The organism is Marinomonas sp. BSi20584 (assembly GCF_002792415.1).
In the GTDB taxonomy this organism is placed as follows: domain Bacteria; phylum Pseudomonadota; class Gammaproteobacteria; order Pseudomonadales; family Marinomonadaceae; genus Marinomonas; species Marinomonas polaris.
In genome coordinates this window covers 1-13,065 of sequence record NZ_KZ454889.1, presented here as the reverse complement: position 1 = coordinate 13,065, position 13,065 = coordinate 1, and the positions used below count along the sequence as shown (strand labels likewise).

Genomic DNA, 13,065 nt, shown 5'->3' with positions numbered 1-13,065 from the left:
AAGATGACGGTTCGACGATCCTAGCGACCTTTTGCCCTTTTGAGGCGATGTAATGATCACAAGCCCGGTCACCAGTTCTTCCCCAAATATTGATATACGTTTAGCCAGTATAGACGATTTAAAGGCATTGCTCGTTTTGGAGGGCAAAGCCTTTACTGGCGACCGTTTGAGTCGTCGTAGCTTTCGTCATGCCATTACGAGTTCTGGTTCAGCGCTATTTGTTGCAATGAAGGAAGACGATGAGCTGCTGGGTTATGCCTTGTTGCACCTTCGCCAAGGTACTCACTTGGCACGTTTGTATTCGCTTGCGGTATCCCCTGAGGCTCGTGGCCTTGGTATTGGGAAATTGTTGATCCAAGCCTGTGAGAAAAAAGCCCTCAAAAAAGGCAAAATGTTGCTGCGTTTGGAAGTCAGTGATGTGAATCATAATGCCATCACCTTGTATCAAAAAATGGGTTACAAGGAATTTGGTCATTACGATGCTTATTACGAAGACCAAACCGATGCGATTCGTATGCAGAAACGTTTGCGTCATGCTGGTGACGAACAAACCACGCGAGCCATTCCTTGGTTAGCGCAAGGCACGCCATTTACCTGTGGACCTGCGTCGTTGCAAATGGTGTTGTCTTCGATGCATCCAGATTATCAAGCGACGCCTAACGATGAGTTAGAGATTTGGCGTGAAGCGACGACGATTTTTATGACGTCTGGTCATGGAGGTTGTCATCCTATGGGGTTGGCTTTGGCGGCGAAGAAGCGTGGCTTGTCAGCGGATGTTTGGTTGAGCGAAGAAGGCCCGTTGTTTGTCGACAGCGTGCGTAATGAACTGAAAAAAAACGTCATCACGCGCGTGCATGAAAGCTTTGCCCAACAATGTGAAGATGTCGGTGTTCCCTTGCATTACACTGCGATGCCGTTGGCGCAATTGATCGAAGCGTTTGATGATGGCGCCTTAGCGATTATCTTGATCAGCACCTTCCGTATGGACGGTAAAAAATCTCCCCATTGGGTGGTGATGTCTGGCTACGACGAACATTGTATTCTTGTGCATGATCCAGACTTAGACGACGATAAAAAATTACCTGACGATCCACCAAGTCCGTTGGATTGCCAATACGTACCGATTGCCCGTGATGAGTTTGAAAAAATGTCACGCTTTGGACAAAGTCGTCTTCAAGCCACTGTCGTGCTAAAAAGGCTGTAGTACTGCAAAGATTGTAGCGCTGAAAACGGCTTAGTTTCTGTTGTTTGTTTGTTTGTTTGTTTGATTGCTTATATTGGAAAGCCGCAGAGTTTGGCGGCGTTTTCCCAGAAAAACTTTGCTCGTATACTTGCATCAGGAAACTGCTTCTCTGCAAGGCTGAGCAAAGTGCCATAATCCATTCTGTGTTGCGCTTTTAAGAACGGCCAATCCGATCCCCAAATGATGCGATCCTCTCCGAAACTTTCAACAATGGCATCGACATAAGGTTTTGTGTCGGCATAAGGAAATACGCTTTGCGTGAATTTGGCAAAGCCAGAAACCTTGATGTAAGCACGTTGCGTTTTTGCTAGCGCAAGTACGGCTTGAAAGCCTTTGTTTGTTACGCCTTTTTCAATATTAGGTCGGCCACAATGGTCGATTAATATTTTTGCCTTGCTGTTCATTAATAAGGGCGCGAGATCGAGCATTTGCTCGTCTTCGATTTGCACCTGAATAATCATATCGAGATCCGCTAGGCGATCCATTAATGGTGCGGATTGCGCAAAGTGCTCAAATCCATAATAAGCGACATTGAAGGTAACACCGATCACGCCTTGGGCTTTTAGCTGTGCAAGTTCTTCTGATGATGTGTCTTGTTTGACTACAGCCATGCCTTTGAAGCGACCGTTGGAGCGAGCTATCGCATCTAGCAAAGCGCGATTGTCGTTTTCTCCATAGGCGGAGTTTGGGCCAACTAATAGAGCGTGTGACACTCCGTAGGTTTCTAGAACTTGTAGAAAGTAATCTGCTGTCGCGACTTCATGTCCTTCTGGTGCATAAGGTGTCTTTGCTTGATAGGGAAAGCTCTGTGGGTCAAAAATGTGATTGTGACAATCTATTTTACGTTCAGTGAATACCGACATAATAACTCCTCACTTGTTGTGTCTGTACAATACTGACAGAAGGTCGGGTAGGCTATTTGATTTTGGTTGTTAGGCATTGGAAATATTGGATGGCGTTTTGCTTTGAAGAAAGTTATTTATGATGCTGCACAAAAATCCAAGCACTCGCTTTTAAAGGCTGTCATGATAATACTCATAAATATGAATGAATTGATTTAAGGAGTACTAAATGAAGGTTGCGTTTACTAGTGACAATATTGCCGGAGCGTCAGATTCTGTTTTTAAAGCCATGATGGAAGCCGCGCAAGGCGACGCTATGCCATACGGGAATGATGATGGCACGGCTCAAGTCACGCGTATGTTGTCGGAACTGTTTGAGTGTGAAGTCGATGCGTTTTTGGTTTCTACTGGAACGGCGGCGAATGTATTGAGCATCAGTGCGTTAACGCCGCCTTGGGGTAGTGTGTTGTGTCATTCTGAAAGCCATTTGTTGAATGATGAATGTACTGCGCCTGAGTTTTATACCAATGGCGCACGTTTTGTCGGTATTAGTGGCGCGGATGCCAAGATGGATCCTGATCAGCTGAAGAAATTGGTGAGTCAAAAAATCGGTGATGTGCATTCTTGTCAGCCATCTGTTGTTAGCCTTTCTCAAGTGACGGAAGTGGGCAGTGTTTATTCGTTAGATGAGATTCGTGCCATTAGCGATGTGGCAAAAACGGCTGGATTGCCTGTTCATATGGACGGCGCACGTTTTGCCAATGCCTTGCTTGCCTTGGGTTGCACTCCAGCGGAAATGACGTGGAAAGCGGGCGTGGATATAGTGTCATTTGGCGCGACGAAAAATGGCGTGATGGCGGCAGAAGCCATTGTAGTGTTTAAGCAATCCCTCGAAAATAAAGGAGTCTCCAGCGAGCAAGTAGCGAAAGAGTTGGGTTATCGTCGTAAACGCGGTGGGCATTTGCATTCGAAAATGCGTTTGTTGTCTTCACAGATGATTGCTTACTTAACCGATGATTTGTGGCGTACCAATGCGACTCATGCCAATGCCATGATGGCTTTGTTGCAAGAAGGTTTGAAAGCCGTTCCTGGTGTAAAAATTAATACGCCAGCTCAGGCAAACATGCTGTTTTGTACCTTGCCATTGCCAATGATTGACCATCTGCAAGCTGAAGGCTTTGGTTTTTATGGCGGTCGTTGGGAAGAAGGTGTGATTCGATTGGTGACTTCTTTTAGAACACCAAAAGAAGGTGTTGAGGCTTTTATAAAAAGTGCGAGACAGTTTGCAACTAAATAGCCTATTTGTAGGTCTATAATTAAGTACAGTTTTTTGGGGATAGTTGTACTAAGCGATTGTTGGTGACTTTTGACGCCCAACAGTGCCTACTGTAATGGCGATAAATTTGTCGTTCCGTTTGTATTTTTTGCATGGTGATTCATAACAGCGTGGAAAGAATATAAGTCGGGTGTGTTTTGAAAATTAAGGATTCATTGTTATGGAAGAAATACTTAGCTATATATTAAGCGTTCAGACTCTGGTGCTTGTACTAGTGGTTGTACTGCTAAAAACCTCGATCAAGTTTGTGCCGCAGAATCAGGCATACGTTATTGAGCGTTTTGGTAAATACCAGTCTACAAAAGAGGCAGGATTGAATTTCATCTTTCCTTTTATTGATCGTATTTCTGCGGATCGCACTTTAAAAGAGCAGGCGGTAGATGTGCCTGAGCAAAGTGCTATTACCAAGGATAATATTTCTTTGCGTGTTGATGGCGTATTGTATTTCCGTGTATTAGACCCTTATAAAGCAACTTATGGTGTAGAGAATTATGTCTTCGCTGTGACTCAGTTAGCGCAAACTACGATGCGTTCTGAGTTAGGTAAAATGGAATTAGATAAAACATTTGAAGAGCGCGATGTGCTTAACACCAATATTGTGGCGTCGATTAATGATGCTGCAGGTCCTTGGGGTATTCAGGTGTTGCGTTACGAAATAAAAGACATTGTTCCACCACAATCAGTGATGGAAGCGATGGAAGCCCAAATGAAAGCTGAACGTGTTAAACGTGCGCAAATTTTGGAATCGGAAGGGGATCGTCAAGCGGCGATTAACCGTGCCGAAGGTAAAAAAGCCTCTGTTGTATTAGCCGCAGAAGCAGATAAAGAAGAGCAAGTGTTGCGTGCAGAAGGTGAGGCGAAAGCTATCGTTGCTGTTGCATCCGCTCAAGCCGAAGCACTTCGCCAAGTAGGTGAAGCCGCGGCAACTGAAGAAGGTCAGAAAGCGATTCAACTTGATCTTGCAACGAAAGCGATTGAAGCGAAACGTGCGATTGCGAAAGAATCGTCTGTGGTCTTGTTGCCAGATGGCGCAACTGAAACAGCGGCAGTGGTTGCTCAAGCTATGACAATTATCCAGAAAATGACGAAAGGGAGCTAGGTATGGATATCATTGCCAATAATCTGGCTCAAAGCTTGTTTATTGTTGGTTTGATTCTATTGGTCATCGAAGTGGCGGTATTGGGATTTTCTACCTTTGTGCTGTTCTTTGTTGGCTTGGCTGCGATGGCAACCGGTGCTTTGGTCTATGTTGGGGTATTGCCTAATAGTTTGTTGAGTGCTTCTTTCAGTACTGGCGTGATGACCATATTGGCCGCGTTAGTATTGTGGAAACCATTGAAGCGCATGCAATCTAAGGTGAGCACCAAAAAAACCAAAAGCGAATTTACCGATCATCAGTTCTTTTTGAAAGAAGCTGTATCGCCAACTCAGTCTCCTAAGTACCACTATTCTGGTATTGAATGGTCTTTGGTAAGTGAAGAGCCCATTGAAGCTGGAACGAAAGTAGAAGTGACTGAGGCCGAAGTAGGCAAATTGTATATCAAAGCGATTAGCTCTAAGTAAACGCCTTTAGTTCTTAATTAAAGAAACACCAAGTATGCCGGTTGTGAACCGAACATGCTTGGTGTTTTTTTTATGGCTTTGGATGGGAGGCAAAAGCTAGCATTCAGTGATAGAATTGCTTGTAACGTGGATAGGAGTGATGCATATGTCTGACGCATTAAAAACCGTACTGGATAATATGGAGCAATTAACGCCTAGTGAAAAAGCTTTGGCAGCTCATTGTCTTTTGTCTTCTCTTGAAGGTGAGCCGAGTAATGATGTTGAGTCGGTTTGGTTAGCATTAGCAGAAGATCGCAGCAATGCTTTGTTGTCTGGCGATGTAAAGGCAGTAAGTTGGGAGGAAATTAAGGCTCAAGTTGTAAAATAATATGTTGAATTTAACCTTTCATCCTGATCTCAGTCAGGAAATTAAATCCTCCTATGATTGGTATCAACTTCAAGCCAAAGGGCTTGGTGATGATTTTATTAAAGAGCTTGAATCTGCATTCAAAACAATTCTGGCGCTTCCTCGAACTTGGCCCAAGTTCGGTGCAAATCATCATAGATTTTTATTATCTCGTTTTCCTTTCTCTGTCATTTATCAAGTGCATTCAGATAACCTTTATGTGATTGCCATCATGCATAACAGTAAAAATCCGGGCTATTGGTTGAAAAGAGATTAATTGGTGCTTTCTGCATTGGTGATTTTTTGTGGCAACCAGAATGAAATAACACTGGTAAGTATAAGAAACCCACAAGACACCCAGAGGCAGGCGATCAAGCCAAAGTTTTGGTAAATCCATCCTGATAAAATTGTGCCGATGAGTCGTCCCATGGCGTTGGCCATGTAGTAAAAGCCCACATCTAATGACACGCCATCTTCACTGGCATAGTGAACGATTAAATAGCTATGTAAGGATGAATTGATAGCAAACACCACGCCGAATATTATGAGTCCGCTCAATAGAATCCATAATGTGTGATCAAAATTCTGTAAACCAATCGCGATGGCTGCTGGAATAGCGCTAAGCAGCATGGCCCAAAATCTGGCTTGCTTGCCGCTGGGTGTTTGCTGTTTTTTCTTACCCGTTATATGTGGAGCGAGGCTCTGAACTATGCCATAGCCGATGACCCATAAGGCAAGGAAGCTGCCGACACGCCAATGATCCCAGTCAAATTGGCTCGACAAATACACTGGCACCGCAATGACAAACCATACATCCCGAGCGCCGAACAGAAAGAGGCGAGCCGCAGACAGGATATTGATTTCAGCACTTTTTGAAAACATCTGCGAGAATTTTGGTTTGTTTTTTGCCTTGCCTAAATCCTCTCGAAGCAGATACAAGCTGGCGAGCCAAACTATGCCAAGAGCAATAGCCATGGCTAAGATGGCGTTATGAAAACCGATGGTGCTAAGTAGAAAACCACCTAAGAAAAATCCCACGCCTTTGAGCGCATTTTTCGAGCCGGTGAGTAGGGCAACCCATTTGTACAAGGTGCCGCTGGCATTTTTCGGAACGAGAGTTTTGATGGCGCTTTTGGCACTCATTTTGTTGAGATCTTTGGCAATACCCGACAAGGCTTGTGCCGCCATCACCCAAGGAATGGTTAAAAAGCTGGAGGGTAATAACAGCATAGACAGGGCAACCACTTGCATGGCGAGGCCAATGTTCATGGTGCGGTTGAGTCCCCATTTAGCCCCAAGCCAGCCACCAAAGAGATTAGTGATTACACCGAAAAATTCGTAAAACAAGAAGAGCAAAGCGATGTCCAATGCACCATAACCCAGCTGATAGAAATACAACACGACCAGCATGCGCAACGCGCCGTCAGTCAGAGTGAAACTCCAGTAATTACCTGTGACGATAAGATACTGACGAACGCTTTTTGGTAATTGTGACAGCATTGGTTGTTTTCGCTTTGCTCTTTATATATTTTTCAAGTGTGTTGTTATTTATTTATCTAGTCTGCCAACTTTTCGCATTAGTTCTGCGGTGCGGTTGGCGTAGCCCCATTCGTTATCGTACCAAACATAGAGTTTTACTTGGGTGCCGTTAATTACTAAGGTGCTGAGTGCGTCGATGATGCAAGAGCGAGGATCGGTGCGGTAATCAATCGATACTAATGGGCGAACTTCGTAGCCAAGAATGTTTTTTAATTCGCCTTCGCTGGCCGTTTTGAGTAGTTGATTGATTTCTTCTTCTGACGTTGGGCGTTTCATTTCAAACACGCAATCGGTTAAAGACGCGTTGGTCAAAGGCACGCGCACAGCGTGGCCGTTTAGTTTGCCTTTTAGTGCTGGAAAGATATGCGTAATGGCGGTTGCTGAGCCTGTGGTGGTTGGAATCAAACTGCTGCCACAAGAACGAGCGCGGCGTAAATCTTTGTGCGGCGCATCAATGATGGTTTGTGTGTTGGTGATGCTATGAATCGTCGTCATAGAGCCATGTTTAATGCCGATGGCATCTTGCAAAACTTTAACTACTGGTGCGAGTGAGTTTGTGGTGCAAGACGCTGCGGTGACGATAGGGTGCAAGCTTGGATCGTAGTCGTCATCGTTAACGCCCATGACGATATTCAGCACGCCATCTTCTTTGACTGGCGCGGTTACCACAACGCGTTTTACGCCTTGGTCTAAATAGGCTTGTAACGCTGCTTTGGTCTTCATCACGCCTGTCGCTTCAATGACTACATCGCATTGTGACCAGTCCGTTTCTGCAAGTGTACGGTTTTGTGTGCAAGTAATGGTTTTGCCATTCACAATGATATTGTTGCCTTCGCTGCTTGCCTCGTTGTGCCAGCGACCATGAACCGAGTCGAAGTTAACCAAGTGAGCGAGTGTGGCGGCATCGCCTTTTAGATCGTTGATTTGCACAAACTCTACATCGTCCCAGTCAAAAGCTGCACGAAAAGAAAGTCGTCCCATACGGCCAAAGCCGTTTATTCCTACTTTAATAGTCATTGTGTTGTCTCAAATGAATGATGAAAATTGGATGGTTAGCAGCAAGTTCCAGTACGTTTTGGCCTGCCGCCCATGGTTTCGAGCTGATCTATATTGTCTTTTAGCCACAAAATTTGGTTGTCTAGTGTGGTTTGTAAGACACTCTTCGCCCAATTGGGCAGTTCTGGATGTAATTGATAAAACACCCATTGTCCTTGTCTTCGATCACTTAGAACGCCATTTTTTCGTAGCTGGGCAAGGTGGCGAGATATTTTAGGTTGCGTTTCATTTAGTGCTTCGGTGAGTTCGCAAACACACAGTTCTTGATATTGAGTAATGAGTAATAGGCTTCGCAATCGAGTGTCATCGGCGAGCGCTTTGTAGAAATGATCGGGCTTCATTGTAAAAAAAACACATCAGTTAATGTTGATAGAAGTGTATGTGGAAAAGCATATATATGCAAAACCATATATTTAAATTGTTAAACATTTAACAAAAAATTCATCTATGGTTTGGGCTGAAAATAGAAAAGTCGAAGGCAATAAAAAGGGCGAGTTCCGAAGAAGTCGCCCTTGATGGATATTGCTTGATGAGTATCGTTTGATAGAAATTGAATGCTCTAACGCAGAATCAAAAGTGGAATATCGCTCTCAATTATCATCTTGCTGGTGTTGCTGCCAACAAAGAATTGACGAACTTTAGAGTGGGCATACGCGCCCATCGCCATGAGTTCTATTTGGTTCTCTTCACGGTATTGAGTCAGCACAGGGTAAATCTTCCCCGGAATGATGGATGCCGTGACGTCAAAGCCTTCTTCTTCAAGCTTGCGATGTGCTTCTTCTAGTTTAAGGCGTCTTTCTGGTGTTGCTTCACCAGCCATGACGAGATGGCAAGGTAAACCGAGCAATAGTGGGCTTTGCGCGATACGTGCGATCGCATTATCTGCAGCCTCTCGACCATCGTAAGCAATCATAAAGTTTGTTGGCGCTTTAAATTTGCCGACGCTGATTAAGATTGGACGATGCAATGTTCGAGCGACTCTCTCGATGTGAGAGCCAATGGTGTGAGCACTTTGCGTATGACCGCTGCCACAACGACCCAAGACGATAAGCCGAGATTCTTCCTCAAGGTCGAGGAGGTTGTCGACTAAATCGCCATGACGCTGCAGTAATTCGATTTGCTTGGCGCCAGCCTTATGAGCAAATTCTTTGGCGTTTTCGAGCACCAGCTTGCCATGCTCTAAGGCTAATTTAGCGCGTTTCGCATCCAGGGCAACAAGCTCTTCTAGCAGGTGCTCTCGGCTGCCTAAGCCGATTGAACCAGAAAGATCTTCGTCGGTTCTCACAGCTTCTTTTTCCAAAGAGTGCATCAAGATTAATGGCGAGCCCATTTGCTTGGCCGCCCACACGGATGCGGTGGTGACACACTCAGATAGAGAAGAACCATCGATACAAGCTATTATGTTAGTCATGTTGCACTCCTTGTTATTATTCGAGGGTGTTTTAGTGACCACCCATTACTTTTTCGACTTCTTCAGGATTGTTGTGAACCCCAAATTTATCGACGACTGTTGCACTAGCTTCGTTCATTCCTACCAGTTCAACCTCGGCACCTTCGCGACGGAATTTAATTACTACTTTATCCAAAGCGGATACGGCTGTGATGTCCCAAAAGTGTGCATCGGTTAAATCAATCGTAACTCTTTCAACCGCTTCTTTAAAATCAAAAGACGCATTAAATTGATCTGACGACGCAAAAAACACTTGTCCGATGACTTTATAAGTACGATGACCTGTTTGTTCGCCTTGCTCGTTTTTCACCACCATCAAGCGGCCGATTTTGTTAGCGAAGAACAAAGATGCCAGTAATACACCGACAAATACGCCGATTGCTAAATTATGTGTGGCAACCACAATAGAAACGGTAGCCAACATTACAATATTAGTCGATAACGGGTGTTTTTTCAGGTTGATGATGGATTCCCAAGAGAAAGTACCAATTGACACCATGATCATAACGGCAACCAAAGCCGCCATCGGGATTTGACTAATCAGGTCGTCTAAGAAAACCACCATGATCAACAATAAGAAACCAGCAATAAAGGTGGAAAGACGACCTCGACCACCAGATTTTACGTTGATAACGGATTGTCCAATCATGGCACAACCAGCCATGCCACCCAACAGACCTGAAGCGATGTTGGCAATACCTTGGCCTTTACACTCGCGGTTTTTGTCACTGCCTGTATCCGTGAATTCATCAACAATGGTTGCTGTCATCATGGATTCCAACAAACCGACCACAGCAAGGCCAAGTGAGTAAGGTAAAATGATCATTAGGGTTTCTAGGTTTAACGGAACGTCTGGCCATAAGAAGATAGGCAGAGTATCGGGTAGTTCGCCCATATCGCCAACGGTACGAATGTCTAAACCGTACACCATCGCAAAAGCAGTCAATACGACGATACATACTAATGGTGAAGGGAGCGCTTTACCGATGACAGGAAGGAGTGGAAATAGATAAATAATACCCAAGCCCGCAGCTGTCATGGCGTATACGTGCCATGTGACATTGGTTAGTTCTGGCAACTGTGCCATGAATATCAAAATCGCCAAAGCGTTTACAAAGCCAGTTACGACGGACCGCGAGACAAACCTCATTAAGGCCCCGAGTTTTAAATACCCCGCGATTATCTGGAAAACACCTGTTAGTAGTGTGGCTGCAAGTAAATACTCTAAACCGTGCTCTTTTACCAAGGTCACCATTAATAGTGCCATCGCACCCGTGGCGGCGGAAATCATTCCAGGGCGACCGCCAACAAATGAGATGACCACGGCAATACAGAAAGAGGCATACAAGCCTACTTTAGGATCAACGCCAGCAATGATGGAAAATGCAATCGCTTCTGGGATCAAAGCAAGCGCAACCACAGTGCCAGCGAGAGAGTCGCCTTTAATGTTTGAGAACCAGTCTCGTTTTATCGTATCGATCATGTATTACCTTCTGAATAAATTAGAGCATATAAGCTGTAGTCGCTAGTTAATTAGCAGTTTGCTTTATAGGTTTTTTATCTTGTTAGCCGTTTTTTATAAAAATGTGTTCGGAATATTGCGCCATGATTAGGGCTATGCGAAACACTCCCATAAAGGCTCATTGAGTGAGTCCTAGAGACTCTGAAATAGGCATCGCGCAGCGTTTGACCCTTAAGTGCTTAAGATCTGTGCCCGAAAGAGCGGAAATTATAAAGAGTTGATTTATGCATAGCAATGACAATGGAGCAGAAGGGCTGTGGTATTTAGGTGGGAAAGCAAAAAAGAACCAAAAAAGGATAGAAAATGTTAAAAAAGTGGACTGACTGTACCAAGGTACAATAGCTACCTTGCCTTTTCTGCCCTATCTTGAGAGTAATTATAGAACTATTACGACTTATTTTTAGTCTTCTTTTTAGGGAACGTATCATGAGCGACAGTCAAGCACCATTTGCAACACTAGGCAACGCGATCGGCTTTATCACTAAGTTAACCGGCTCAGTGATAATTCAATCCATTGATGGCCAAGAGCGTGTGGTGAAAATCGGTGACGCGGTTTTCTTTGGCGAGACTGTTGTGACGGGCAGCAATAGTAGTGTGACTATTGCCTTCGTTGATGGCACCGAAGTGGTTATTGGCGGTGATTCTGTTGTTGAAATCACTGATGAAATCTACAACACAGGAGATAACGAAGACCTTGTTGCAGACTCTTCCACAGACGTAGACGCGCTACAAGATGCCATCTTAGCGGGTGATGACCCTACCTTAGTTCAAGAAGCTCCAGCAGCGGGTGAGGCTATAGGTGAGCAGCAACGTGTCGATGTCGATATTGATCGAAATGATAACACTGCACTTCCTACTTTTGGTAATGACTCATCAAGTGCTTTGCCAAAATATGGCTATGACACAAATAACAATGGTGGTGGGTCAGCTACACAAACTCAAGATACCACACCTACAACGTCAAATAGAACGATTCCAGTAACAGGTAATGTTCCAGCAATTGCAGGTACTGTCACGGTTAGTTCTATCACTGAAGATGATGTTGTAAATAAAGCTGAAGCGAATGGAACTATAACTGTAACAGGTACAGCTACTGGTGGAGATATTTCTCAAGGTGATCAAGTTATTTTGGTTATTAATGGAGTAACTTACACAACCACCGTTAGCTCAACTGGTACTTGGTCTGTTGGGGTTGCTGGTTCGGATTTGGCGGCGGATACAGAATTTGATGCAGTTGTAACATCCAGTAATAGTTCTGGAAATACAGTTGAGAGCACAGGCTCATCGACTCATGCGGTTGATACAGCAATTAGTACACCAATTATTGATTTGGTCTCAGCAAGTGATACTGGTGATTCTTCAGTCGACAATCTAACAAATGACACCACCGCCACATTCACTCTTTCTAACATTGATAGTGATGTGACCCTTGTTGAAGTATTCAGCGGCACAACAAAATTAGGTAACGCAGTACAGGCAGCAGATGGTAGTTGGAGTTTTACAGCGACTAATGGGCAATTAGCTGAAGGTGCTAACACTCTTACCGTTAAAGTGACTGATAATGCTGGCAATACAGCGACTTCTACTCCACTAGATGTCACTTTAGATACGCAAGCAAGTGCCTCTATTAGCATTGATACAATAGCTGGTGATGATGTACTTAATGCTATTGAGGCGAGTGGTATTGTAACGATTACAGGGAGAGTAGATGGTGATGCTGCTGAGGGCGATACAGTTACCTTGACGATTAATGGCGACAGTTCAAAATATACGGGTTTGGTTACTACTAATGAAAATGGTGGTTTGGTCTATAGTATCAATGTTGAAGGTAGTGATTTAACAAATAATCGTATTATACAAGCGAGTGTTTCCGGAACTGATGCAGCAGGGAATGCGTTCACTGCGACTTCAGAGTCCACCGATGGTGTATATCAAGATAAAAGCACTGTTATTGCTAAGCTTGATGATAATGGATTCACTTTTGAGGGTGAAGATGCAATTTTCACTCTGTCACTCAACCAAGCTTCTCCAACGGATGTTACCGTTAAATTATCGACATCCTTTAATACTGCAAGTGCCGATGATATTGGCACCATGACCGCGAGTTATGTGGATGAAAACGGTCAAAC

Annotated in this window: 13 protein-coding genes; 7 read left to right on the top strand and 6 right to left on the bottom strand. The window is 44.3% G+C overall.

Annotation, left to right across the window (positions count from 1 at the left end; all coding sequences use genetic code 11):
* The first annotated feature begins 52 nt into the window (after positions 1–52).
* Complete coding sequence (locus TY87_RS17455) at positions 53–1,204, top strand: GNAT family N-acetyltransferase/peptidase C39 family protein (RefSeq protein WP_100188065.1); 1,152 nt, start codon at positions 53–55, stop codon at positions 1,202–1,204.
* 68 nt (positions 1,205–1,272) lie between these two features.
* Here TY87_RS17455 and TY87_RS17450 read toward each other — a convergent pair whose 3' ends face one another.
* Positions 1,273–2,106: an amidohydrolase family protein gene (locus tag TY87_RS17450; RefSeq protein ID WP_100188064.1), complete on the bottom strand. Its 834-nt coding sequence runs from the start codon at positions 2,104–2,106 to the stop codon at positions 1,273–1,275.
* Between the two features lie 208 nt (positions 2,107–2,314).
* Between TY87_RS17450 and TY87_RS17445 the strand changes: the two genes are divergently transcribed.
* From TY87_RS17445 to TY87_RS17425, 5 genes are all read left to right on the top strand, one after another.
* The gene (locus tag TY87_RS17445) at positions 2,315–3,382 is read left to right on the top strand and encodes a threonine aldolase family protein (RefSeq protein WP_100188063.1); all 1,068 of its coding nucleotides are present in this window, start codon (positions 2,315–2,317) and stop codon (positions 3,380–3,382) included.
* Between the two features lie 199 nt (positions 3,383–3,581).
* Positions 3,582–4,520 carry an SPFH domain-containing protein gene (locus tag TY87_RS17440; RefSeq protein ID WP_072841363.1) on the top strand — a complete coding sequence of 313 codons (939 nt, stop codon included), beginning with the start codon at positions 3,582–3,584 and terminating at the stop codon, positions 4,518–4,520.
* A gap of 2 nt (positions 4,521–4,522) precedes the next feature.
* On the top strand, positions 4,523–4,984 hold the full coding sequence (locus TY87_RS17435) for an NfeD family protein (RefSeq protein WP_100188062.1): 462 nt from the start codon (positions 4,523–4,525) through the stop codon (positions 4,982–4,984).
* A 145-nt stretch (positions 4,985–5,129) separates the two neighbouring features.
* The gene (locus TY87_RS17430) at positions 5,130–5,351 is read left to right on the top strand and encodes an addiction module protein (protein WP_012069550.1); all 222 of its coding nucleotides are present in this window, start codon (positions 5,130–5,132) and stop codon (positions 5,349–5,351) included.
* A 1-nt stretch (position 5,352) separates the two neighbouring features.
* Complete coding sequence (locus tag TY87_RS17425) at positions 5,353–5,646, top strand: type II toxin-antitoxin system RelE/ParE family toxin (protein ID WP_072841361.1); 294 nt, start codon at positions 5,353–5,355, stop codon at positions 5,644–5,646.
* On the opposite strand, the gene arsJ is transcribed toward TY87_RS17425, so the two are convergent.
* The 5 genes from arsJ to TY87_RS17400 all read right to left on the bottom strand — a co-directional run bounded on the left by arsJ (position 5,643) and on the right by TY87_RS17400 (position 10,897).
* On the bottom strand, positions 5,643–6,869 hold the full coding sequence (gene arsJ / locus TY87_RS17420) for an organoarsenical effux MFS transporter ArsJ (RefSeq protein ID WP_100188061.1): 1,227 nt from the start codon (positions 6,867–6,869) through the stop codon (positions 5,643–5,645). The genes TY87_RS17425 and arsJ overlap by 4 nt on opposite strands.
* Before the next feature lie 48 nt (positions 6,870–6,917).
* Positions 6,918–7,925, bottom strand: a complete 1,008-nt coding sequence (locus TY87_RS17415; protein ID WP_100188060.1) for an ArsJ-associated glyceraldehyde-3-phosphate dehydrogenase — start codon at positions 7,923–7,925, stop codon at positions 6,918–6,920.
* Between the two features lie 35 nt (positions 7,926–7,960).
* Positions 7,961–8,305: a metalloregulator ArsR/SmtB family transcription factor gene (locus TY87_RS17410; RefSeq protein ID WP_012069554.1), complete on the bottom strand. Its 345-nt coding sequence runs from the start codon at positions 8,303–8,305 to the stop codon at positions 7,961–7,963.
* Between the two features lie 218 nt (positions 8,306–8,523).
* Positions 8,524–9,375, bottom strand: a complete 852-nt coding sequence (locus TY87_RS17405; protein WP_100188059.1) for a universal stress protein — start codon at positions 9,373–9,375, stop codon at positions 8,524–8,526.
* A gap of 31 nt (positions 9,376–9,406) precedes the next feature.
* Positions 9,407–10,897 (bottom strand): SulP family inorganic anion transporter, encoded by a 1,491-nt coding sequence (locus tag TY87_RS17400; protein WP_100188058.1) that lies wholly within the window; start codon positions 10,895–10,897, stop codon positions 9,407–9,409.
* Between the two features lie 465 nt (positions 10,898–11,362).
* On the opposite strand from TY87_RS17400, the gene TY87_RS17395 reads away from it, so the two are divergent.
* Positions 11,363–13,065, top strand: a 1,703-nt coding sequence (locus TY87_RS17395; protein ID WP_157789916.1) for a retention module-containing protein, incomplete at its 3' end; no start/stop codon positions are given.